Here is a 23,272-nt window from a genome sequence, read left to right on the forward strand (position 1 = left end):
CCCCGCCTACGATCCTGCAGTCGCTGCGCGACGCTGTAGTCTCACCAGTCCCTGTCCGTGCCCGGTGTCCGTCGCGCAGCGACGGCGTGACTGTAGGCGGGGACTTCAGTCCCCGACCGCCCGTTCCATGATGCATCGGGTACACCAGTGAACATGCGATTGCCCTGTGTCGGCCTGGACCGGGCCAGCGGGGCGGATCGCAGAACGCGAGGTGCGCGGGCCGACTGTCCGGTACGATCAATAGTGCTCGGGGAGGATGGTTGGCGTCCAGTGACTGTTTCGATGCGCGCTGTGATGCTCGTGCTGGTGGTGTTGCTGCTGGTCTCAGGTACGGGGAGCGCGTCGGCCCAACTGACGCCGCCGCGGCAAGGCGCGCGCAATGTGCGCGGCATCCACACCCTCGCGGCCAGCCGCCAGGCCATCGACGATCAGTTGACCTGGGCGAGCGGTCTGGCCGGCGTGGGCGGCCACGTGACGCAGCCGTTTCTCGGGATCGGCGCCGAGACCACCGGCCCGAGTGCTGACGCGCTGGCCTACGTCGAAGGCGCGTACGCCCGGGGGCTGAACCCGATCCTGGTGCTGCAAGGGCAGTACGTCAACCGCGACGGGTGCAACGCGACCGGGTATGTCGGGTGGCGAGCGCCGACTCCGGACAGCGACGGTGGCCGGTACACGCGCGAGGCGGCCGGCTATGCGCGGTTCGTGGCTGGCCTCCCGCGCCGCGACGACCGTACGCTGACGGTCCAGCTTGCCAACGAGCCGAACCTCAGTGAGATGTGGGGCGGGGTTGTCGATCCGGCAGCGTACGCGCGCTTCCAGGTGGATGTGGCGGCAGCCATCCGCGCGCTTGGCGATCCGCGCATCCGCGTCCTCAACGCCGCGCTCGCGCCCGAGGGGAGCCTGGACAATCTCGAATTCATCGCGGCGGCGCTGACGGCAGAGCCGGCCTTCGCGCAGAGCTTCGACGCCTGGGCCTCGCATCCGTACCCACGAAACCAGCCGCCTGCCAACAACCTCCACGACGGAACGGCCTTGCCGAACAGCCGATACGCCATCGATGCGTACCAGTTGGAGTTGGAGACGCTGGCACGACACGGCGTGAAGAGTGACCAGCTGCGGGTCGTGTTGACCGAGACCGGCTACGAGCTTGGCGACCGCCACTACGGCGAGTACCCGCCGATCGGCGATGCGCTGCGGGCCGACTACATGGCCGAGGCGTTCGCCCACTGGGCGCGCTGGCCCGAGGTGCAGGCCGTGACGCCGTTTCAGCTCTCAGGCTGGTACGGCTCCTGGCGCTCGTTCGACTGGGTCCATCCGAGCAGCCTGACCGGGCCGCACGGCCTGCCCACGCAGCCGCGCCTGCAGTATGGGCGGCTCCTGCTCGGGATGGGGATGGTGACCGGCTCGGTGCAGGACGATCGCGGGCGGCCAGTCGGCGGCGTAGACATGGTGGCGGAGCCGGGCGGCTACCTCGCCACGTCGCTGCCCGATGGATCGTTCGTCCTGTTGGCACGGCCCGGCGAGTACACCCTCCGCGCCTCACGGACCGGCTTCGTTCCGGAGACCATGACCAGGGTGCCGGTGGCGGCCGGAACGCAGACGCCGCTGGCCATCCGCCTGCCCGCAGAGCCAAGCCCCACGTTGCGCAACCCGGGCTTTGACGACGACGATCTCTCCGGCTGGACGGCCTGGGGCGACGTTGACGGAACGCAGGCCGGCCCATGGTTTTTCGGGATCGAGGCGGCAGCCGGTGCGCGCTTCGTCGGGACCGCCGTGAACTGCGGCGCGAAGGATGGCGGGCTGTACCAGACGGTGAGCACGACGCCCGGTACACTGGTGACAGTGGAGGCGGCGACGCTGACCCGACGCGACGGGGCGGCCCCCATCGCCAACCGAGTGGGCGTCGATCCCTGGGGTGGTGCCGATCCGCGGGCGGCAACCATCATCTGGTCGGAACCGGTCGAGACGCACAGCGCCTGGCAGCGGATCACGCTGGCCGTGCAAGCCGAGTCAGACCGGGTGACGGTGTTCCTGGCGTTCGATCAGGATGCCGCGAACCCCTGGAACGTGAGCGCCTTCGACGATATCCGGATGCAGCAGACGCCTTGACGGCTCGGAACGCGGTTGGCGCGACGGCTTGCCGCTCCGCAGACAACCTGACACGACAGGGAGCGATGGTGATGGCCGACGATCTGTTGAACGACGGAGAGGATTGGGACGCCCCGCGTCCGTATCCGCGCCCGATTGGGCTCGAAGGGGCGCGCTGGACGGTGAGCGTCTTCCACGAGCTGGGAGATCTCCTGCCGGAGAAGATGGAGCTGATCGACGGCAAGCTGTTCTGGTCGAGGCGCGAGCGCATCGGGATGCTGGCCGCGATGCTGGAGCAGGTCGGGCTGGTCGATGCCGTCAGGCTGGCCCCGAAAGAGCTGTGGCTGGAAGCCTTGCGCCGCGTCGAGGCCGAGGAGCAGGGCGGGTAGAGTGTCTACAACCTGGACGCCGGTCGTCGGCCGAGCCGGCCGCGCTCGGCGGTCAGTCCATGTGGAACATCTCGGGCAGCAGGATCGCGAAGCCGGTCTCGGGATCGGTGTCGATCTCGATCATGTCCCTCATGTAGGCCTGCCAGCGGGCGTTCACCGGGTCCGAGGCCAGCGTGCGCTGCATGGCGGCGAGATCCTCGACCTCAAGGTAGGCGAACAGGCGCGAGCCGTCCCGAAAGATGCTGTAGTTGCGAATGCCGGCCCCGCTGAGGGCTGCGACCATCTCGGGCCAGATCTCGTCATGCCTGCGCCTGTACTCGGCGGGGTCCGCGCCGGGCTTGAGTTTGATGATGAAGCCGATCCGCTGCATGAGCACACTCCAGAGGGCCGGTCAGCCTGGTGACGGTGAGACGTTTGCCGGTCAGTCCGCCGTCGGACCGGCCGGGGCTGCGTCGCCCAGGATAGCCGAGACGTCCATGTCCAGGTCGGGCGTGCAGAGCGGGCTGACGATCTCCCCACGCCGCGCGAGGCTGGTCAAGCGGTAGCCTCGCGCGGTGGGCTGCCGGTAGATCTCGACGCGTTCTCCGCTCAGATCGACGATCCAGGACTCGGGGATGCGAGCGCGCGCATAGATGGCACGCTTGCGCCCGCGATCTTTTCGCAGGGAGTTGTCGGCCGCCTCCACGATCAGGAGCGTGTCCGCGGCGCTCGGATGCCGATCCTGCGGCGCACTCCGGCGCACCAGCGCCAGATCTGGCTCGGGTTCACACCGATCATGCAGCCTGATCGGGTGCTGCACCCTCAGCCGCACCCGGCCAACCAGCGGCGCAAAGATCTCGGTAGGTCGGGTGACGCACCAGGCGTGCGGCGAGCCGATCGGGTTCATCGGGACGATCTCGCCGTCGAGCAACTCGACGCGCTCTCCGGGCTGGAAGACGCCGGCCGCTGCCATACGGTAGTACTCGTCCACCGTGAACAGCCGACGCGGAACCGACACGATCACGGCCTTACCTCCACTGGCATTGTACTGCTCCTCTCTCGCCGTCAGCGCTCGGAACGCCGCTGGTACTGGATCGCTTCGGCAAGGTGCGCCGGGCCGATGCGCTCCTGATCGGCAAGGTCGGCCACGGTCCGGGCGACCTTCAGGACGCGGTGATACGCCCGCGCCGAGAGGCCCAGGCGCTGGACGGCGGCTTTGAGCAGCGCCTCGCCAGCCGCGTCAAGCCCGCAGTGCAGCTTGAGCTCGCGGATGCCCATCTCGGCGTTGGCGGCCACGCGGAGGCCGGCGAAGCGCTGCCACTGGCGCGCCCGTGCCGCTTCGACGCGTGCCCTGACGGTTGCCGACGACTCGGCGGTGGTGTCGGCGGCCAGCTTCTCGTACTCCACGCGCGGCACGTCGACGTGCAGATCGATGCGGTCCAGCAGCGGGCCGGACAATCGCTTCTGGTACCGCTCGACCGCCTGGTGCTGACAGGTGCAGGTGCGCGTCATGTCCCCAGCGTAGCCGCAAGGACACGGATTCATCGCGCCGACGAGCATGAACCGGGCTGGGAACACAACGGTCCCGCGCGAACGGCCGATGGAGACCACGCCGTCTTCGAGCGGCTGGCGCATCACTTCGAGGACGGTCTGGGACAGCTCCGGCATCTCGTCCAGGAAAAGGACGCCCCGATGGGCCAACGAAAGCTCGCCGGGCTTGGCCCAGCCTGCGCCGCCACCAACCAGCCCGGCCGGGCTGATCGTGTGGTGCGGGGCGCGGAACGGTCGTCGTCTGACCAGTGAGCCGTGCTCGTGAAGGCGGCCGGCTACGGAGTAGATGCGGGTGACCTCCAGCGCTTCCTCGAAGGTCATACGCGGGAGAATCGACGGGAGCGAGCGCGCCAGCAGCGTCTTGCCGGTTCCGGGCGGCCCTCCCAGCAGGATGTTGTGTCCGCCGGCCGCCGCGACCTCCAGCGCACGGCGAGCATGCTCCTGCCCCTTGATGTGCGCCAGATCGACCCGCGGCTCTGAATCATCAGGCTTGTCGTCGGGAGCGCCGCCCTGCACGGCTGTCAGGGTGGCCTCGCCGCGCAGATGCGCGACCAGCTGGCCCAGCGTCGAGACGGGGATCACCTCGATGCCGTCCACCAGGGCGGCCTCGTCGGCATCCACGGCCGGCACGAACGCCGTGCGGATCCCTCGTTCGCGCGCCAGCCCGACCATCGGCAGGACACCCTGGAGGTGGCGCAGTGTGCCGTCCAGCGACAGCTCGCCCAGGAACACCACCGACGATGCGTCTACGGTGACCTGCTCCGACGCGAGCAGCACGCCGATGGCTATCGGCAGGTCGTAGGACGGCCCGGATTTCCGCAGCTCGGCCGGCGCGAGGTTGACGGTGATGCGGCGCGGCGGGAACGTCAGACCGCTGTTGCGGACGGCCGCGCGGACGCGCTCGCGGGCCTCCTGCACGGCGGTGTCGCCCAATCCGACGATGGTGAAGTTCGCCAGGCCCTGTCTGGCGATGTCTACCTCCACCTGCACAAGCTCCCCTTCTAGCCCGACGATGGCACAGGTCCAGACTTTGGCAAGCACGATTCCCCTCCGCGACGGGTGGTGTCTGCCAGTGGAGGTACGGCGTGTGCCCCGCCGTTACGGTGCGCCCGCGCGCCGTCGGTGCTGCCGCCGCCCCAGGGGCTGAGACGCCCGCGAGTACGCGGCTCCCGCGTGCGAGTTGACATGCAAATGCACCGTCAGTACACTTGCACTCCCGGTGGGAGTGTGGAGACGGGGTGGGGGTGGCGTGTGCATGGTTCGGTGCGCCTGCGGCGGCGGCGCTGGTTGATCCTGGTGGCCGGCGCTGGCGTCGGCATGGCTGTCGGCTGTGGCCCGCAACCGTCGCAGTCGCCGGCTGCACGTCAGCCGGCGGTGGGCCAGTCAACTCCTGCGACGGCTACGATATCGACGATGCAACCGGCGGCTCGGGCCGCCACGCAGCAGGCCGCGCCGGCGGGCGGCAAGCGCGCTGGCATCATCACCGCCACCCAGCTTTCGCTGCCGCCGAGCCTGCTGTGGGGCGTCCCGAACGGCTGGAGCAATCTCAGCAAGGTTGACGCGCTTGTCGGCGACTGGCTGGTCATGCCCGATGCCGATGGCGCGCTCGTGCCACGTCTCGCACGTGAGGTGCCGACCCTGGCCAACGGCGGCGCGCGCTTCGACGGTGAGGGGCCTGGCCGGCGGCTCCGGGTGACCTATCGGCTGCGCGATGGACTGGTCTGGCAGGACGGCGCCCCATTGACCTCGGCCGATATCGCGTTCGCCTTCGAGCTGCAGCGCAACCCCGACTTCCCGCTGATCGACCGCTCGCTGGTCGGCAAGGTCGACGAGGTTCGGACGCCAGATTCGCTGACTGCTGAGTTTGTGTTCAAGGCGGGGGCGTTCGATCCCGACTACGCGCGCGTCGGGGAGCCGTACCCGAAGCATCTGTGGAGTGGCGCCGCGCCGGCGCAGCTCCTCAAGAGCGAGCACGCTCAGAAGCCGGTCCACGCTGGCCCGTATCGGTTGAAGGAGGCGCGCCCGAACGAGTACCTGCTCTTCGAGGCGAACCCGCGTTACTGGGCCGGTCCGCCGCAAACGCCGACCCTGGTGATGAAGGTCGCGGCGGACAGCAACGCCATGTTCGCGCAGGCGCGCGCAGGGCAGCAGCAGGTCACGATGTTCGGCTACACCGGCGCAGATCTGCTGCCGGAGCTGGAGAAGTTCGCGGCGGACGGCCGGCACAAGGTCATCGTGCGGCCGAGCACCAGCACGCTGATCGTCGGGCTGAACCTCGACCGCCCGGTGCTTCGCGATGTGCGGGTGCGTCGCGCGCTGTTGATGGCGCTCGACCGCCAGGGCATGAATCAGGCGATCCTGCACGGGCGCGTCGGCGTCCTCAACAGCTGGATGACGGCGGCAAGCCCTGGCTACGCCGCCGATCTGACCGCGCCGTCTGGCGGCGTCGCCGCTGCCCGGGCGCTGCTGGCCGAGGCCGGCTGGTCCCCAGGGGCAGACGGCGTACTTCAGAAGGACGGGCAGCGCTTCGAGATCGCGTTCTGGGGCCGCACCGAGGACCGACAGCGGGAGCTGTACATGCAGGCGATTGCCCGTGACTGGAAGGCGATCGGCGTGGAGGCGGCCATCACGCTCCGGCCCACCGATCTGGTCTTCGGCAAGAAGGGGGCGGGCGTCGTGAGCCGCCGTGAGTTCGACGCGGTGGTGTGGCAGGTCAGCCCGATGGACGCAGCCGGAGGCTACACCCTGTGGCACTCAAGCCAGATCCCGTCGGAGGCGAACGGGATGACCGGCGAGAACTACTTCGGCTGGCGCAACGCCCAGGCCGACGACCTGCTGGCGAAGGCGCGCAGCACCACCTCCGAAGACGAGCGGATCGCCGCCTACCGCGAGCATCAGCGGCTGTTCATGGAAGACCTGCCCGCGCTGCCGCTTTTCTCGCACGACCTGATTCACCTGGTCCGGTCGGATGTCCTGAACTACCGGCCCACGAATTCGGTGCGCGTCGCGGACACCTGGAACGCCGCCGAGTGGACCGCCTCCTCGTGAGCCGCTAGGTGCTCCGGGCGCGCACGATCCTCGGCCGGCTCGCGCAGGCAACGGTGACGCTGGTGCTGGTGACCCTGGCCCTCTTCGGGCTGCTCCACGCGATCCCCGGCGGGCCGTTCCGCAACCTGATCGGGGAGGGCGTTGGCGCGGATCCGGCGGCAGCCCAGCGTGCTGAGGCGTTGCTGGGCCTGGACCGTCCCCCGCTCGAACGGTACGCGAGCTGGCTGGCCGGTCTGGTGGCCGGGGATTTTGGCACGTCCTGGGTCGTGGCGCCCGGCCGGGCGGTCGGACCGCTGCTGCTGGACGGACTGCTGCACACACTCGCGCTGACGGCGACGGCGCTATTGCTTGCCGTAGTCGTGGGCGGCGCGCTCGGGCTGGTCTCGGCGCTGCGGCCCGGCTCGGCGGTGGACACGGGTCTGGGGTTGGCCTCGCTGGTGGTTGGCGGCGCCCCGACCTTCTGGGTGGGGATGCTGGTGCTGATCGTGTTCGCCGTCGAGCTGGCGTGGCTGCCGGCTGGCGGCGCGCAGACGATTGGCCGAGGCGACCTTCCAGACCGTCTCGGCTATCTGGTGCTGCCGGTGCTGACGCTCGCGAGCGTCGAGATCGCGGCCTGGGGGCGCTACGTGCGCGCCGCCCTGCTGGACGAGCTGGGGCGCGACCATCTGCGGACCGCCCGCGCCAAGGGGCTGTCCGAATGGGCCGTGCTGCTCCGCCACGTCCTGCCGAACGCCCTGCCGCCGCTGATCGGGCTGCTCTCGCTGGAAGCGCCGTCGCTGATCGCCGGGGCCACGGTGACGGAAGCGGTCTTCAGCTATCCCGGTCTGGGCCGTCTCCTGCTGACCGCGCTGCGCGCGTTCGACTGGCCGCTGGTGCAGGGTATCGCGCTGCTGCTGGCGGTGGCGGTGATCGGCGCGAGCCTGCTGGCCGAAGTCGCCGTGGCGCTGGTGAACCCGCGCCTGCGGGCCTGATGTCTCCGCCCCGATGGTGACGACGTGGCCCCGCCGTGTGCTGGCGCACCGGACCGGGCGGCCGTCGCTGCTGGTGCTGGCCGGCCTCGCGCTGGTCTGTCTGCTCGCGCCGGTCCTCGTGCCGGCCGGCCCCGAGGCCGGCTCGCTGGCGTCCACGCTGCGCCGGCCATCGCTCGATCATCTCCTTGGCACCGACGAGCTGGGCCGGGACGTGCTGGCCCGGATGATCTGGGGCGGGCGGATCTCGCTCTCGATTGCCCTGCTGGTGACGGCCCTCGCGCCGACGTTCGGCGCGCTCTACGGCTACGTTGCCGCTGCGCTGCCACGGCCTCTCGGCGATCCGCTGATGCGTCTCGTCGATGGCCTGCTGGCGATCCCACGCCTGCCCCTCTACCTCGTCCTGCTCACCATCGTGGGGCCGAGCTACTGGGCCGTCGTCGCGGTGATGACCGCGTTCGAGTGGCCGGCGTTCGCCCGGCTGGCGTACCTCGGAGCGCTGGGCTGCCTGCACCTGCCGCACGTCGAGGCGGCGCGGGCGCTGGGCGCGAGCCGCCTGCGGATCGCCAGTCGCCACGTCGGACCGGCGACGGCGGGGCCGCTGCTGGTGGCAGCCGCCGTCGGGGTGCGCGGGCGGATCGTAGCCGAAGCGAGCCTGAGCTACCTGGGGTTCGGCATCGCGCCGCCGACGCCAAGCTGGGGCAACATGCTCGCCGCCGCGCAGTCGCGGGTGTGGGACGTGCCGGCCCTGGCGATCTACCCCGGACTGGCCATTTTGACCGTGTCGGTGGCCGCGACGCTGCTGGGCGACGCCCTGCGCGACGCCAACGATCCGACCACGCTGCGTCGTTGATGGAGTCTCCACGATGCACATTGGATTGAGCGGCTGGCAGCGCGAGGCGGCCGGCGACGACCACCAGGGGCTGCTGCGCCTCTTCCAGCGCGCCGACACCCTGGGCTTCGACTCGGTCTGGCTTGCCGAGTACCACTTTCGACGGTCTGGGTTGCCGTACCCGTCGCCGCTGCTGCTGGCGGCGGCCACCTTCGCCGTCACCGAGCGGCTGCGGGTGGGCACTGGGGTCGTGCTGCTGCCGCAGCATCATCCGCTGCTGCTGGCCGAAGCGCTGGCGCAGCTCGACCGACAGGGTAACGGCCGGCTCGACGTGGGCATCGGGCGCGGCAACGACGACGCGGCGCTGCGGGCCATCGGCGTCGATCCTGCCAGCAAGCACGAGCGCTTCGTGGCGGCCTACGAGCTGCTGGTGCGGGCCTGGACACACGGCCGCGTGGCTTCGGCGGATGGCCCCTGGCAGTTTGGCGAGACGGAGGTCGGTCCGCCACCCACGCAGCAGCCGCATCCGCCCCTCTACATTGCCGGCGCGAGCCACGAGACGATCCAGTTCGCCGTCGAGCGGGGGCTGCCGCACCTGTTCAGCCTGGAGCCGCCGGAGGATCGACAGCTCCAGCGCTGGCAGGAGGTTGTCGGACCCGGCCAGCCGCTGGTGGAGCTGGGACGGTCGTCGCTGGCGCGCTACCTCTTCATCGGACGTACGGAGGAGGAGGCGTTCGAGCGGCTCGACCGCGCGCTGCTCCCGATCCTGCGTCGGCGTCGCTCCCAGCCAGTTGACGTGACGGATCGGGAGGCCGTGGCGAGGGCGCGCGCCAACCTGGTCGCCCGGCAGGCGGTCGTCGGCACGCCCGACCAGTGCGTCGAGCAGATCCAGGCGATTGCCCGCGAGATCGGGACGGGCCACCTGCGGCTCACGATCAATGCGCTTGGCGGCCTGGGGATGCTAGACACGCTGGAGCAGCTCGAGCTGTTCGGGCGGGAGGCCCTCGCTGCCTGCCGCGAGATCGTGCCTACCGAGGGCGTGCGGGCGGTCCACGTGGGCGGTTGAGGGTGGCTCCGAGGCACAATCCTGCTGAGGGTGCGCCGGCATGTGCGGGCACCGGCGGCCCTCCAAAGGAGGCGGCCGATGTCCGACAAGCGACGCACGCTCGCCGAGGCCGTCGCCTCGATCCCTGACGGCAGCACGCTGGCGCTCGGCGGCAACACGCTGCACCGCGCGCCGGCCGCCGCCGTCCACGAGCTGATTCGGCAGCACAAGCGCGGCCTGCACCTCGTCAAGACGGCCGGGGCGTATGACGTGGATCTGCTGTGCGGCCTGGGGTGTGCCACCGCTGTCTCGGCCGGGTTCGTGGGGTATGAGACGGTGTTCGGGCTGGCCCCGCTCTACCGCCGCGCTGTCGAGGGTGGGACTGTCGAGGCCCGCGAGCACGCCTGCTACACGATCATCGCCGGGCTGCGGGCGGCGAGCCAGGGCGTTCCGTTCATGCCGCTCAACGGCTTGCAAGGGTCGGACCTCGTCGAGCTACGTGGGTTCAAGTCCGTGCGAGATCCGTATGCGGGCGAGGATGTGCTGGTCGTCCCTGCCATCGTGCCCGACGTCGCCCTGATTCACGTCCAGGCAGCAGATGCGAGTGGAGATTGCCGGATCCTCGGATCGCAATTCGAAGACGTGCTGATGGCGCGAGCCGCCCGGCGCGTCATCGTCACCGCCGAGCGCGTCGTCACGCGGGATGAGCTGGCCGCCGATCCGGCCCACACCGCGATCCCCGGATTCCTGGTGGATACGGTGGTGGAAGCGCCGCGCGGCGCGTGGCCGACCTCGTGCGCGGGCCTCTACGACTACGATGAGGCGTTCATCGGCGAGCTGCTGGCCCACGCGGGCGACCCGGCCGGCCTTCGGGCGTTCGTCGAGGCGAGATTGCTGGCTGAGGCGACGCCCGCATGAGCGGAGGCGTGGACGAGCGCACCGTCGCCGTGCAGATGGCCGTGGCCCTGGCGCGACTGCTCCGCGACGACGAGACGGTCTTTTTCGGGGTGGCCTCGCCGCTGCCGATGGTGGCCGCGCTGCTGGCGAAGCGGCTGCATGCGCCGAGCCTGACCATCCTGACCATTCCGGGCGGTGTCGATCCGCGCCCGGCGTCCCTGCCGCTGTCGACGGTCGATCCGCTGCTGCTCAGCGGCGCGGTGGCCCGGATCACCCTGGCGGACGTGTTCGACCTGTCCGCGCGTGGACGGCTGGATACGGCGTTCCTCGGCGGTGTCCAGATCGACGGGCAGGGTCGCATCAACCTGAGCGCCATCGGCGATCCGCGCCATCCGAAGGTGCGGCTGCCGGGTGGGGCCGGCTCGGCCGCGCTGATGCCGACCGCCCGCCGCACGGTGCTCTGGCGGACTCGCCACGACACCCGCACCTTCGTGGCCGAGCTGCCGTTCGTAACGGCAGCCGGGAACGTCGACCGGGTCGTGACGCCGCTCTGCGTATTCCAGCGGATCGATGGCCTGTTGACCGTCGAGAGCGTTCACCCGTTCAGCACTGCCGACGCGGTCAGGGCTGCGACAGGTTTCCCGCTGACCGACGCCGCTGCCTGGCCGAGCACGCCGCCGCCCACGCCTGACGAGCTGGCCGCGCTGCGGGAGATCGATCCGGCCGGCCGCGTGGCGGCGGAGTTTGCCGGACGGTAGCGTCCTGGGCGTCCCGCTTGCCGTGGATGACGCCGGTCCGCCGTGCCCGACGATGATCCGGCGACGGTGCTGGCGTGCGTCATGCACTGGGGCCGGATGGTCGGGCTGCGCGCCGGGCCGAAGCTCGACTGATTCGGAGCTGTCATGCCTCACCCGGCCAAGAACCAGGATCTCCATGGAAACGTCCCGGACGCGTCGCCTGTCGCACTGCTCATCGTCGACATGATCAACGACCTGGAGTTCCCGGGCGGCGACCGCCTGGCTGAGCAGATCCTGCCGGTTGCCCGGGCGATACGCGCATTGCGGGCTCGGACCAGGGCGCTCGGCATCCCGGCTGTCTACGTCAACGACAACTTCGGCCGCTGGCAGTCCGACCGATCCGCGGTGGTCGAGCATGTCCTTGGAGCCGACGTGCTCGGGCGGCCGGTCGCGGAGCTGCTGGCCCCCGAGGAGGACGACTACTTCGTGCTCAAACCGAAGCACTCGGGGTTCTACTCGACGACGCTCGACACGCTGCTGGCCTACCTGAGAGCCTCGGCGCTGATCGTGACGGGCGTCGCCGGCAACTCGTGTGTGCTGTTCACGGCGAACGACGCATTCATGCGGGACTACCACCTGTATGTGCCGTCAGACTGCACCGCGTCCATCGACCCCGAGGATAACCGCTACGCCTTGAAGCAGATGCGGAGCGTGCTGGGCGCCGACACGACTGCCTCGATGGACCTGGACCTGGAGTCGCTGCGGGCCGGAAGGTTCGCATAGCAGGCGCTCGTCACTCCCGCGGCAGTTCAGCCGCACCTCACGCCCCCCTCCCACGGGTTCATGGTCGGACAGTTTCACCTGCGTGACCGGTGGCGGCTTTACCGGACTTCCCTGTCGTCCTTCGCTGCGCTCAGGATGACAACTGGAACTCGCATGATTTCACCTCATCATTCCCACGCCCCACGCCCCACGCCCCACGCCCCACGCCCCACGCCCCACGCCCCACGCCCCACGCCCCACGCCCCACGCCCCACGCCCCACGCCCCACGCTCACGTCCCGCTCGGCACGTCCGGCAGCGAGCTGAGCCCCTCGTGCGTGTCCTCGCGCTCCTTCTTGCGCGTGGCCGCGAACTGCGCTCCGATGGCCGCCTCCTCCAGCGTGAAGCTGAAGCGCAGCCCGTTCTCCAGCTCCAGCTCGCCGCCCAGCGTCCGGGCGTCGTCGAAGATCTGGTTGTCGGGCGTGCCGGCCGGCACGACGACCATCAGCTTGCCGCCGCGCACATCGATGTCAACGGCTTCGTCGCCCTCGACAAGCTGCTCGGCTGCCGTGTTCTCGGCGCTGACGCCCTCGCCAACGAACGCCATCTGCACATTGCGTCGCTTCATCGGTGCCCTCCCGCCGCGCACCGGTCTGGCTGCGCGGCTCTGAGATCGGTCGCTACGGCATCTTCGAAGCGCAAGGCGCGTGCCGTTTGCGGCTCGCAGCACCGTGCAGCGTTGAGACCGCGCGCAGGTGCTGAAGCGTTTTTGCCAACGGCGCAGCGTCGTACACCTGTTTCAAGATCGTTGACAGTGAGGGGGGCGTGTGTCAGAATGCCGCATCCGGCTCGACGATGCGCGGGATAGGCTGTCGTCCGGCGACTCGGCACCGGCTCGACTCGTTCACCTCTTTCGTGCAGATCTGTAGTTTCGAGGTGCCTCGATGTCTAGACGTGCGTCGCGCGGCTATGTACTGGTCGCGCTGTTTGCCGCCTTCTCGATAGTGCTTGCCGCGTGTAGCCAGCCGGCCGCCCCGGCCAAGCCTGCCGAGACGAAGCCCGCCGCGCCGGCCGCGACAACTGCTCCCGCCGCCTCGCCAGCGGCCGCCGCTGCCTCACCGGCTGCCGCGGCGTCTCCGGCTGGCGCTGCTGCCTCACCGGCTGCCGCGGCGGCTGCACCCGCTGCCGCGGCTGTCGCGCCGGCCGCCAAGGTGCAGGCCTCTGGCATGGCGACGGCCAAGGCCCCGGCCAACAAGCAGGAGCTGGTGATCGCCTCGCCTTCGGACATCTCCAAGCTCGACCCGCACATGAGCACGTCGTTTCAGGACATCATCATCACGTTCAACCTGTACGACACGCTCACCGCGCGCGACCCTGACCTCAAGCTGATCCCGCGCCTTGCCACCGAGTGGAAGTCCACGGGCGACAAGACCTGGGAGTTCAAGCTGCGGCCGAACGTGAAGTTCCACGATGGGTCGCCACTCACCTCCGCCGACGTCAAGTTCTCCATCGAGCGGACCTACGATCCGAACGCCAAGACGCTGGTGAATACGGTATTCGGGACCGTCGAGAAGGTCGATGCTCCCGATCCGCAGACCGTCGTCTTCACCACCAAGCAGCCCGATGCGCTGTTGCCGGCCCGGCTCGCGTTCTATGGCGGCCAGATCATCCCGAAGGCGTACTTCGAGAAGGTCGGCCCTGACGAGTTCAACGTCAAGCCCATCGGCAGTGGCGTCGTCAAGTTCAAGGAGTGGGTGAAGGACGACCGCCTCGTGCTGGAGGCCAACAAGGAGTACTGGGGCGGCGCTCCGGACTTCGAGCGGGTCGTGCTCAAGCCGATTCCTGAGAACCAGCCGCGTATGGCCGCCCTGCTCTCGGGCCAGGCTGACATGGCCCTCAAGCTGATCCCTGACCAGGTTGACCAGCTCAAGAGCAATGAGAAGGCGCGCGCCGAGGGCGCATTCTACGCGGGCCTGTACGTCCTCGGCGTCAACTCGAAGGCGCCGCCGCTCGACAACCCAAAGGTGAAGCAGGCCCTGTCCCTGGCAATCGATCGCGAGGGCATCGTGAAGGCGCTGTGGAAGGGCCAGGGCGCGGTTCCGAACGGGTTCGTCGCGCCGGGCGATGCCACGGGCTACGACCCTGGCCGCAAGCCGTTCGAGTTCAACGCCGATAAGGCGAAGGCGTTGCTGGCCGAAGCCGGCTACAAGGGCGAGGAGATCGTCCTTGAGAGCAGCACCGTCATCGGCAACGACCGTCAGATGTCCGAAGCCATCGTCGAGATGTGGAAGAAGGCCGGCGTCAACGCGAAGATCGAGATCATCGAGGGCTCCGTTCGCGCCCAGAAGAACCGCGAGAAGTCCTTCAAGGGGCTCTGGTGGAGTGACCCGACATCCACGCTCCAGGATCCCGACGGCATGATGTACCGGCTGCTCAGCCCGGGCGGCCCGATGGACTACTGGCGCGAGGCCGAGTGGGACAAGCTGGGCCAGGAGGCTCGCTTCTCACTCGATGCGAAGGCGCGCGACGCGGCGTACAAGCGGATGCAGGAGATCATGGACATCTACTATCCGTGGCTCCCGGTCATTGTGCCCGTCGAGAGTCACGGCGTCGCAAGCTACATCAACTGGCGGTCCAACCCGAACCAGACGATGGAGCTCCGCAAGGAAGTCTTCAGCTTCAACCGCTAGGCGCTGACCATCGAACGTTCATGCTGCTGACTCGGTCGGCGGGCCGCGCGCCTGCCGACCGGGTTCGCGTTTCACCCCTGGCCCGTCCGGGTGTGTGAACCAGCGGGTTGACCACGCAGTTGCCTGCCGCTCAGGCCGCACTGGTCTGGTGAACCGGGAAGGTGATCGCTGAGGCCATGATTCAGTTTTTGACGCGTCGACTCGTGCGGGCCGTCATCGCCCTCTGGGGCATCGTCACCATCGTCTTCATCGTGATGCGGCTCTCGGGCGATCCGGTGCCGCTGATGCTCCCGCCGGATGCGCCGACGGCCGAGATGAACCGGGTCCGCGCCGAGCTCGGCCTCGATCAGCCGATCCCAGTGCAGTACCTCGTGTTTATCGGCAACGTGCTACGCGGCGACCTTGGCCGCTCGATTCACATGCGGCAGCCGGCCGTGTCTATCGCGCTGGAGCGGCTGCCGGCCACGTTCGAGCTGGCGTTCGTCGCCTTCACCCTGGCCATTGTGGTGGCGTTGCCGGCTGGCCTGATCTCGGCGGCGAAGCGCAACTCCGTCTGGGACAACCTGGCCATGTTCCTGGCGCTGGTCGGGCAATCCGCTCCGACCTTCTACATCGGGATCATGCTGATCCTGGTGCTCGGGCTGCAGCTGGGCTGGTTCCCGGTCTCGGGGCGCGGGACCGGCGACTGGCTCAACCCGAAGGATTGGCCGACGATGCTCTGGCACGTCTTCTTGCCGGCCATCACCCTTGGCGCGTTCGCGATGGCCAGCATCGCGCGGTTGACGCGGTCGGCCGTCCTCGACGTGATGCGGTCCGACTACATCCGGACGGCGCGCGCCAAAGGCCTGAGCGACATCGTCGTGCTGCTGCGCCACAACCTCAAGAACGCCGCCATTCCCATCGTCACGATCATGGGGCTGCAGTTCGGGACGCTGCTGGGCGGCGCGGTGGTCACCGAGACGGTCTTCTCCTGGCCGGGCATCGGACTGCTGGCCATCAAGTCGATTGGCAGCCGCGACTACCCCATCGTGCAGGCATCGGTGCTGCTGGTGGCGATGGCGTTCGTGGTCGTCAACTTCCTGGTCGATCTGGCGTACGGCTGGCTTGACCCGAGGATTCGGTACGCATGATGGGCCAGAGATCGCGAAGAGTTTCTGCACGGCGGGAGGGCTCGCATGGCTGAACCGGCTGTCGCCCTCGCCGTGCCGTCCCCGCAGGTCATCCGCGGCGGCCCGACCTGGGGCTACCATCTCCGTCGCGTGCCGCCGGTCGTCTGGGTGTGCGCCGCCGTCCTGGTGCTCATGATTGGTGCGGCGGCGCTGGCGCCGCTGATCGCCCCGAAGAGTGCGACCGAGCAGTCGTTGCTGCTGCGGCTCAAGCCGCCGTTCTGGATGGAGGAGGCGGAGCCGGGCTACTACCTCGGGACGGACGAGGTAGGACGCGACATCCTCAGCCGGATTCTGTACGGGGCGCAGATCTCCCTGGCCGTCGGCTTCCTCGGCGTGCTGATCGGTTCGGTGCTGGGCACGCTGTTGGGTATGCTGGCCGGGTACTTCTCGGGCGTCGTCGACGAAGTCATCATGCTGGTCGCCGACATGCAGCTGGCGTTCCCGTTCATCCTGCTGGCCATCGCGATCATCGCCGTGCTCGGGCCGGACCCGGCCGGTGCGATCCCCTGGAAGCTGATCGTTATCGTCGGCATCAGCGGCTGGATGACCTACGCGCGGGTCTGTCGCGGCGTGGTGCTGACGATCAAGGAGCGCGAGTTCGTGCAGTCGGTGCGGGCGCTGGGCGGCTCGGATGGGCGCATCCTGCTGCGGCACATCCTGCCGAACATCCTGTCGCCGGTGATCGTCCTGGCGACCCTGGATCTGGCCCGCCTGATCATCCTCGAATCAACGTTGAGCTTCCTGGGGCTGGGCGTCCAGCCGCCAGCGCCATCCTGGGGTGGCATGCTCGGGCAGGGGCGTCAGTATCTCGATACGGCGTGGTGGCTGAGCACGTTGCCGGGGCTGGCGATCATGCTGACGACGCTGGCGATCAGCCGGGGTGGCGACTGGATCCGCGACATGCTGGACCCGACGATGCGCTCGGGGTGACTCTGGCGTGAGGGCCTCCCGGCCGATGATCGCACGCTGAACCGGTACACTCCTTGTACTGGTGAGAAGGCACAGACGCGGGAGGTGGGAGCGCGATGGAGGCGTTGCAGGCGTTGCCGGGTTGGGCGCAGTTCCTGATCGGGCTGCTGGCGGCGGCGGTGCTGGTCGTGTTGAACGTCGGCTGGCTGATGCAGGCGCGCGGTTGGATGATGGGGCAGCAGCAGAAGATCGCGGCCCAGCGCGAGGCCGCGCGGAAGCGGGCCGACGCCATCGCGCCGAGCGCGCCGGGCCGGAGCGCGACGCCCGGCCACTGAGCCGGGCAGGCCGCCCCGCTCGGCGCGGGTCACGTCGACGCCGATCAGGTTGACGCCGATGGGGTTATCGCGACCATCGCCGTGGGGATCTGCCCCGCGGCGCGGTGCGCGGCAACGCTCTCCAGGAACGCCCGGTGGAAGCGGTCGTCCTCGGTCAGCTCGGGGTGGAAGCAGCTCACCAGCAGGCTCCCCTGACGCGCCGCCACGATGGCGCCGTCGTCGAGCGCGGCGAGCACGTCCACGCCCTCGCTCACCGACGTGATGGCCGGTGCGCGGATAAAGATCGCCCGAAACGGCTGCTCGCCCAGACCGGCGATCTTGAGGTCCGTCTCGAAGCTCTGGAGCTGCCGGCCGAAAGCGTTCCGTTTGACGACGAGATCCATGGTGGCGAGCAGCGGCTGATCCAGGCCGCCGATGTCCTTCGCCAGCAGGATGGCGCCGGCGCAGGTGCCGTAGATCGGGAAGCCGCGGTCCACCAGCGTCCGGAGCGGCGCGAGCAGCTCGTAGTGGACCAGCAGCTTGCCGATGGTCGTGCTCTCGCCGCCGGGGATGATGAGCCCGTCGATGCCCTCCAGGTCGGACGGCAGGCGGATCTCGCGGGCCGTCGCGCCCAGGCGCTCGATCGTCTGGACGTGCTCGACGAATGCACCCTGGAGCGCCAGCACGCCGACGGTCAGGCCGCCGAACTCGGACGACGTGGGCGACTTGGCAGCGTCGGACATCGGGAAACCTCCCTGTGCGAGTGGTCAGTGGCCTACCAGCCGCGCGGGGCCATCAGCTCGCGCTCGGGGATCGCCCCCAGCTCGATGCCCGGCATCGCCTCGCCCAGGCCCTTCGAGACCTCCGCCACGATGCCAGGATCGCGGAAGTGGGTGGTCGCCTTGACGATGGCCGCCGCCGTCTTCGCCGGGTTCTGGCTCTTGAAGATGCCCGAGCCGACGAACACGCCCTCCGAGCCAAGCTTCATCACCAGGGCGGCGTCGGCAGGGGTCGCCACGCCACCCGCGCAGAACAGCACGACGGGCAGCTTGCCCTCCTGGGCCACGTCTCGCACCAGATCGTATGGCGCGCCGAGGTTCTTGGCCTCGGTCATCCACTGGTCCGGGCCGAGGATCGTCAGCCGCTTGATGCTGGTGACGATGCTGCGGAGGTGCCGAACGGCCTCGACGATGTTGCCGGTGCCCGGCTCGCCCTTCGAGCGGATCATCGCCGCGCCCTCGCCGATGCGTCGCAACGCCTCGCCCAGGTCACGCGCACCGCACACGAACGGCGCCTTGAAGTCGTGCTTGTTGATGTGGAACTCCTCGTCGGCCGGCGTCAAGACCTCGGACTCGTCGATGTAGTCCGCGCCGAGCGACTCCAGGATCTGCGCCTCGACGAAGTGGCCGATGCGGGCCTTCGCCATCACCGGGATGCTGACTGCCTCCATGATCCGCTCGATCAGCTCGGGCGGGCTCATGCGGGCGACGCCGCCGTGCGCGCGGATCTCGGCTGGAATGCGCTCCAGCGCCATCACGGCGCACGCGCCGGCCTCCTCGGCGATCTTCGCCTGTTCGGGCGTCACGACGTCCATGATGACGCCGCCCTTGAGCATCTGCGCCAGACCCTTCTTGACGGTAAACGTTGCCTCTTGCATCGCGGAACCCTCCCAGGAAGCGCGCCGAGCGCGGACGAACTCGCCCGTAGACCTCTCGAACGACCATACGGAAGGCAAGTGGACTGGTACAAGGTCCAATTCCGTGTGGTACTATCAAACCAATTGCTCGCTTCGGGAGGCGGCGTGTGGCGACGGCGTTGACGGTTCCCCTGGATGAACGCGGCTCGCTCTCGCTCCAGCAGCAGCTCTACACCCGCCTCCGCGACGACATCCTCGCGCGGCGGCTGCGGCCCGGCGAGCGGCTGCCACCTTCCCGTTCACTGGCCGGGCAACTGGCCGTCTCGCGCACGACGGTCGTGCTCGTCTACGAGCAACTGGTCGCGGAGGGGTACGCCGAGGCCCGCCAGGGCGCGGGAACGTTTGTCTCGCGGCAGATCCCCGACGATGCGCTCGCGGCGGCCCGCCGTCCGCGCCTGGTGGCGCTCCCACATGGGCACCCCGCTGACGGCGACCTGGGGAACTCCGGTGCAGCGTCGGCGGCAGACGACGCGACTGACCGCGACGAGTCGGCCGGCGTTGGGCTGCTCTCGGCCTGGGGCGGCCGCATGGCCGAGGTCCATCGCCAGGTCTGGGGCGGTGACGGCCGTGTGGCCGAACGGTACGGCCCACTGCCGTTCGACTTCCGGCCGGGGCGGCCTGACTGGGATACCTTTCCGCGCCAGATCTGGGGGCGGCTGACCGCCCGGCAGGTCCGTGAACGGTCCGAGGAGCTGGCCTCCTACGGCGACCCGGCCGGCTACCGGCCGCTCCGCGAGGCCATCGCGACCCACCTGGGCCAGACGCGCGGCGTGCGGTGCAGCGCCGAGCAGGTGGTGGTGGTGAACGGCTCGCAGCAGGGAGCGGACCTGCTGATCCGTCTCTGCCTCGACCCCGGCGACCGCGCGGCGCTGGAGGATCCGGGCTACGCCGGCGCGGCGCTGACGCTGCGGGCGCACGGCATGTCAGTGGCGCCGGTGCCGGTAGACGACGATGGACTGGACGTTGCGGCCCTCCCCGCGCCGGACGCCGACGATGCCCCGCGCCTCGTCTACGTCACGCCGTCGCACCAGTTCCCGACTGGCGCGACGCTGAGCCTGCCGCGCCGGCTGCGACTGCTGGAATGGGCGGCCCGTCGGGGCGCCACGATTGTCGAGGACGACTACGACTCCGACTTTCGGTATTCGGGCCGTCCGCTCGAATCGTTGCAGGGGCTGGACACGCACGGCGTCGTCGCGTATGTCGGCAGCTTCTCGAAGGCCCTGTTTCCGCCGCTGCGCGTGGGATTCGTCGTCTTGCCGCCTCGGCTGGTCGAGCCGTTCGTGGCCGCCAAGTGGCTGGCCGACCGCCAGACGGCGACGCTCGATCAACAGGTGCTCTCGGACTTCATCGGGGAGGGCCACTTCGAGCGTCACCTGCGGCGGATGCGGCGGCTGTACCAGTCGCGGCGGGACTCGCTGCTGGAGGCGATCCGTCGAGAGCCTGGCGCGGAGCTGATGCCCGGCGGCGACGGCGCGGGCCTGCATCTGGTCGGCTGGCTGCCTGCGGACGCGGACGCGGTGGCGTTGGCCGAGGAAGCGGCGCGATTGGGGGTAGCCACGCCCGCGTTGGACCCGTACTATCAAGGAAAGGTCAGGCGGCCCGGCCTGATGCTCGGGTTCGCGGCGCTCGACGAGGAGCGCATCGCGGAGGGTGTCCGGCGGCTGGCGCAGGCCGCCCGGCGGATACGCCGAGCGCGGCAGACGGTCGTTGGGCCGCGCGTGGGCGACGTGGCGATGCTGGAGCCGGACCGATGAGGAGGCGCAGGCGTGAGGGTGGCGGACGATCACCATAGGAGCCCTGGGCAGCGGACGACGGCCGTCGAAGGGCGCATCGGGCAGGCCGCGCGCGCCGCGGAATCCGACGCCATCGTCGGGCGAGACGCCGTCAACCTCTACGTCCGCACGTACACGACGATCTTGCGAACGCCCGGCGATGTGCCGGTGCGGGCCTTCGAGCCGGCTCACCAGGGCGTTGGATCGAGCCTCCATCCCGGCGCGCTCTCGGATGACCCGGACTGCGGGGCCTTCATCTACGCCGTGCAGCGGCTGCCATCGTGCATCGTCGCCGTCGAGCGCATGGTGCTGGCGCAACTGACCGAGCAGCTCTCCTCGGCCATCCCCGGGGGGCTCGATGGTTGGGAGTCTGTCTCCGCGCCTGGTCGTCGTCGGCAGTGGCTCTGGGACCGTCACGAGACGCTGGCCGTCGTCATCGCCTCGACCTCCGACCTTGACGACGTGATCCCGACCGTCGTGGCGTATCAACTGGAATGGAACAAGCTGCATCGGCTGATCCAGTCGCAGCCGGACGTGAAGGCGGCGCTCGCGCAGGAGACCCCTCCCGGCGACGACGCGCTGACTAACCTGGGCGACCGCCTGTTGATCCCGGGCAGCGACTGGAATCGCCTGCGCGGCATCTGGGGCGCGCAGCTCTGGTCAACCCTCCAGCACATCGCCGCCGCCCCGAAGGACATGCGGGTTCGCATGTTGGGCGGCACTCACCTCGGCTACGCGCGGCTGGTCGAGCAGTGGTGGACGCCCATCGGACACTTCATGGAAGAGTCCGGGCTGCTGGATCGGCCGGTCTACTTCGTGTCGTCCAACGCGCACAGCATCGTCAACCTGCTGTCAGGGTACGTGCGGCGGCGGGCTGACACGCTCTGGCGCTTTCTGGAGACGACGCGAGATGGCGCGGCGGCAGCCGAGATCGAAGCGCTGCGGCGGGCGCGCGGCTACAGCAACCCGGAGAACCTGCTCTACTACGCCGCCCGGCTCTGGAACGCCGCCCACGAGGACCACATGCGGACCTCTCAGCGCGAGGACGAGGAGCACCAGCGCGGCATCACCACCATTCGTCCGGCCACCGGCTTCGACGTGCTGGCCCAGGTGGTCGATCTCTCGCGGGTGCGGGTGGAAGACCTCGATCCGCGCCTGGAGGAGCTGGCAGGCGTCATCGGGACCACCAACGCGGTGATCCTCAACGTGGACTACCCACTTGGGATGGCAGCCTACTACATCGGGCGGCAGATCGCCGAGCGTGTCGGCGACCTGCGCGGCTTCTACGTGTTGGGCAAGGCGGCCACGCTCAACGGCGCGGTCGGCGACGTGATGCTGGCCGACGAAGTCTTTGACGAGCACACGGGCAACGTCTACTCGTTCCACAACGTCTTTGGCTACGACGAGGTGGCGTCCTGGCTGGAGCGTGGCTCGGCGCTGGATCGACAGAAGGCTGTAACGGTGCGCGGTACGTTTCTCCAGAACCGTGAGTATCTCGAATTGTTCTACCGCGAGGCGTACACCATCGTCGAGATGGAGGCCGGGCCGTACCTGAGCGCCGTCTACGAGGCGACCTATCCCGAGCGGCACCCGCTGGATGACGCCGTCCACTTCCGCGATCTGCCGTTTGACGTCGGCTTCATCCACTACGCATCGGACACGCCCTACACGCGGGCGCGGACCCTCGGCGGCCGGCGGCTCTCGTTCGAGGGCATCGACTCGACGTACGCGGCGTCGGTGGCCATCGCGCGGCGCATCCTGGAGTGTGAGACCCAGCGACTGCGCGGTCTCCGATGAGAGCCGCTGGCCTGGCGCTGGCCTGGGCCGTGGCCGAGGCGACGGTCTGGCCGATCATGCCGGACGCGTTGACGGTGCCCCTGGCGCTGAGACGGCCGTCCCACTGGTGGCAACTGGTGCTTGGGGCGGTCCTGGGGACCATCCTGGGCGGCGCGATCAGCCACCTGGACGGCCGGGCGCGGCCCGAGCGGGCTCACACCGAGCGGTTGCCGCTGGTCCGGCCGCCGATGGTCACAGCAGCTACGCGCTGGCTCCGCGAGAGCGGTCCGCGCGGCGCGCTGCGGCAGGCAGCGACGGGCGTGCCGGTCAAAGTGTTCGCGCGGACGGCCGGGAGCGAAGGCTTGCCGCTGGCATCGTTCCTCGCGTGGGCCGCCGTTGGCCGCGCGGCCCGATTCGGGTTGTTGACCGGTGTCGCGGCCCTCCTTGGGCGGGCGTTCCCGGACCTGGTGGCACAGCGGTACTGGCTGTTCGCCGCGCTCTGGGCTGGCGGGTTCGGGCTGGCGCTCTGGCGGATGGTCCGGTTCTGGGAGCGGCAGCCAGCGGAGTAGCGCCCGTGTTGGACGGCCCGGGTTGATGCGCTGCCGGCGCATGGCCGTCCCGCACTCGGCTACCCTCTGGGGAACCGTTGTC

At 69.4% G+C, this 23,272-nt stretch carries 22 protein-coding genes; 16 read left to right on the plus strand and 6 right to left on the minus strand.

The annotated features are described in order from the left end of the window. The first annotated feature begins 282 nt into the window (after positions 1–282). Both IT306_08205 and IT306_08210 read left to right on the plus strand, forming a co-directional pair. Positions 283–2,109: a carboxypeptidase regulatory-like domain-containing protein gene (locus IT306_08205; GenBank protein MCC7368390.1), complete on the plus strand. Its 1,827-nt coding sequence runs from the start codon at positions 283–285 to the stop codon at positions 2,107–2,109. A 71-nt stretch (positions 2,110–2,180) separates the two neighbouring features. Then, positions 2,181–2,477, plus strand: coding sequence for a hypothetical protein (locus IT306_08210; GenBank protein MCC7368391.1), 297 nt, complete (start codon positions 2,181–2,183; stop codon positions 2,475–2,477). Positions 2,478–2,529: 52 nt separating this feature from the next. Here the strand turns inward: IT306_08210 and IT306_08215 are convergent, their stop codons facing one another. Genes IT306_08215 through IT306_08225 form a run of 3 tightly spaced genes read right to left on the minus strand, consistent with a single transcriptional unit; the run spans position 2,530 to position 5,048 of the window. Then, complete coding sequence (locus tag IT306_08215) at positions 2,530–2,847, minus strand: L-rhamnose mutarotase (protein ID MCC7368392.1); 318 nt, start codon at positions 2,845–2,847, stop codon at positions 2,530–2,532. Between the two features lie 51 nt (positions 2,848–2,898). After that, a complete protein-coding gene (locus IT306_08220) occupies positions 2,899–3,480 on the minus strand; it encodes a Uma2 family endonuclease (protein ID MCC7368393.1) in 582 nt (193 codons plus the stop codon). Positions 3,481–3,521: 41 nt separating this feature from the next. Continuing rightward, entirely contained in the window at positions 3,522–5,048 is a 1,527-nt protein-coding gene (locus tag IT306_08225; protein MCC7368394.1) for a YifB family Mg chelatase-like AAA ATPase, read from the minus strand. A 372-nt stretch (positions 5,049–5,420) separates the two neighbouring features. Between IT306_08225 and IT306_08230 the strand changes: the two genes are divergently transcribed. The 7 genes from IT306_08230 to IT306_08260 all read left to right on the plus strand — a co-directional run bounded on the left by IT306_08230 (position 5,421) and on the right by IT306_08260 (position 12,317). Beyond that, positions 5,421–7,055, plus strand: a complete 1,635-nt coding sequence (locus tag IT306_08230; protein ID MCC7368395.1) for a peptide ABC transporter substrate-binding protein — start codon at positions 5,421–5,423, stop codon at positions 7,053–7,055. Between the two features lie 8 nt (positions 7,056–7,063). After that, positions 7,064–8,026 (plus strand): ABC transporter permease, encoded by a 963-nt coding sequence (locus IT306_08235; protein MCC7368396.1) that lies wholly within the window; start codon positions 7,064–7,066, stop codon positions 8,024–8,026. A gap of 13 nt (positions 8,027–8,039) precedes the next feature. Then, a complete protein-coding gene (locus tag IT306_08240) occupies positions 8,040–8,876 on the plus strand; it encodes an ABC transporter permease (protein MCC7368397.1) in 837 nt (278 codons plus the stop codon). Positions 8,877–8,889: 13 nt separating this feature from the next. After that, positions 8,890–9,921, plus strand: a complete 1,032-nt coding sequence (locus tag IT306_08245; GenBank protein ID MCC7368398.1) for an LLM class flavin-dependent oxidoreductase — start codon at positions 8,890–8,892, stop codon at positions 9,919–9,921. Positions 9,922–9,999: 78 nt separating this feature from the next. Continuing rightward, on the plus strand, positions 10,000–10,818 hold the full coding sequence (locus IT306_08250; GenBank protein MCC7368399.1) for a CoA transferase subunit A: 819 nt from the start codon (positions 10,000–10,002) through the stop codon (positions 10,816–10,818). A gap of 35 nt (positions 10,819–10,853) precedes the next feature. Continuing rightward, positions 10,854–11,555 carry a CoA-transferase gene (locus tag IT306_08255; GenBank protein ID MCC7368400.1) on the plus strand — a complete coding sequence of 234 codons (702 nt, stop codon included), beginning with the start codon at positions 10,854–10,856 and terminating at the stop codon, positions 11,553–11,555. Between the two features lie 144 nt (positions 11,556–11,699). Next, the gene (locus IT306_08260) at positions 11,700–12,317 is read left to right on the plus strand and encodes a cysteine hydrolase (protein ID MCC7368401.1); all 618 of its coding nucleotides are present in this window, start codon (positions 11,700–11,702) and stop codon (positions 12,315–12,317) included. A 270-nt stretch (positions 12,318–12,587) separates the two neighbouring features. Here IT306_08260 and IT306_08265 read toward each other — a convergent pair whose 3' ends face one another. Continuing rightward, on the minus strand, positions 12,588–12,923 hold the full coding sequence (locus tag IT306_08265; protein ID MCC7368402.1) for a hypothetical protein: 336 nt from the start codon (positions 12,921–12,923) through the stop codon (positions 12,588–12,590). A 316-nt stretch (positions 12,924–13,239) separates the two neighbouring features. Here IT306_08265 and IT306_08270 point away from each other — a divergent pair, with 316 nt between their 5' ends. The 4 genes from IT306_08270 (at position 13,240) to IT306_08285 (ending at position 17,398) form a co-directional block, all read left to right on the plus strand. Next, complete coding sequence (locus IT306_08270) at positions 13,240–14,985, plus strand: hypothetical protein (GenBank protein MCC7368403.1); 1,746 nt, start codon at positions 13,240–13,242, stop codon at positions 14,983–14,985. A gap of 176 nt (positions 14,986–15,161) precedes the next feature. Then, positions 15,162–16,115 (plus strand): ABC transporter permease, encoded by a 954-nt coding sequence (locus IT306_08275; protein ID MCC7368404.1) that lies wholly within the window; start codon positions 15,162–15,164, stop codon positions 16,113–16,115. A 45-nt stretch (positions 16,116–16,160) separates the two neighbouring features. Then, on the plus strand, positions 16,161–17,084 hold the full coding sequence (locus IT306_08280) for an ABC transporter permease (GenBank protein MCC7368405.1): 924 nt from the start codon (positions 16,161–16,163) through the stop codon (positions 17,082–17,084). A 95-nt stretch (positions 17,085–17,179) separates the two neighbouring features. After that, on the plus strand, positions 17,180–17,398 hold the full coding sequence (locus tag IT306_08285) for a hypothetical protein (GenBank protein MCC7368406.1): 219 nt from the start codon (positions 17,180–17,182) through the stop codon (positions 17,396–17,398). A gap of 44 nt (positions 17,399–17,442) precedes the next feature. Here IT306_08285 and pdxT read toward each other — a convergent pair whose 3' ends face one another. Together pdxT and pdxS are read right to left on the minus strand one after the other, a co-directional pair. Beyond that, positions 17,443–18,120, minus strand: coding sequence for a pyridoxal 5'-phosphate synthase glutaminase subunit PdxT (gene pdxT / locus IT306_08290; GenBank protein ID MCC7368407.1), 678 nt, complete (start codon positions 18,118–18,120; stop codon positions 17,443–17,445). Between the two features lie 32 nt (positions 18,121–18,152). Then, positions 18,153–19,034 carry a pyridoxal 5'-phosphate synthase lyase subunit PdxS gene (gene pdxS / locus IT306_08295; GenBank protein MCC7368408.1) on the minus strand — a complete coding sequence of 294 codons (882 nt, stop codon included), beginning with the start codon at positions 19,032–19,034 and terminating at the stop codon, positions 18,153–18,155. A 122-nt stretch (positions 19,035–19,156) separates the two neighbouring features. Between pdxS and IT306_08300 the strand changes: the two genes are divergently transcribed. The 3 genes from IT306_08300 to IT306_08310 are packed head-to-tail and all read left to right on the plus strand — an operon-like array spanning position 19,157 to position 23,190. After that, the gene (locus tag IT306_08300) at positions 19,157–20,827 is read left to right on the plus strand and encodes a PLP-dependent aminotransferase family protein (GenBank protein ID MCC7368409.1); all 1,671 of its coding nucleotides are present in this window, start codon (positions 19,157–19,159) and stop codon (positions 20,825–20,827) included. 12 nt (positions 20,828–20,839) lie between these two features. Continuing rightward, positions 20,840–22,642 (plus strand): hypothetical protein, encoded by a 1,803-nt coding sequence (locus tag IT306_08305; GenBank protein ID MCC7368410.1) that lies wholly within the window; start codon positions 20,840–20,842, stop codon positions 22,640–22,642. Then, positions 22,639–23,190 carry a hypothetical protein gene (locus tag IT306_08310; protein MCC7368411.1) on the plus strand — a complete coding sequence of 184 codons (552 nt, stop codon included), beginning with the start codon at positions 22,639–22,641 and terminating at the stop codon, positions 23,188–23,190. The genes IT306_08305 and IT306_08310 overlap by 4 nt, the downstream gene beginning before the upstream one ends. The last annotated feature ends 82 nt before the right edge of the window (positions 23,191–23,272 follow it).

The organism is Chloroflexota bacterium (assembly GCA_020850535.1).
Lineage (GTDB): Bacteria > Chloroflexota > UBA6077 > UBA6077 > JACCZL01 > JADZEM01.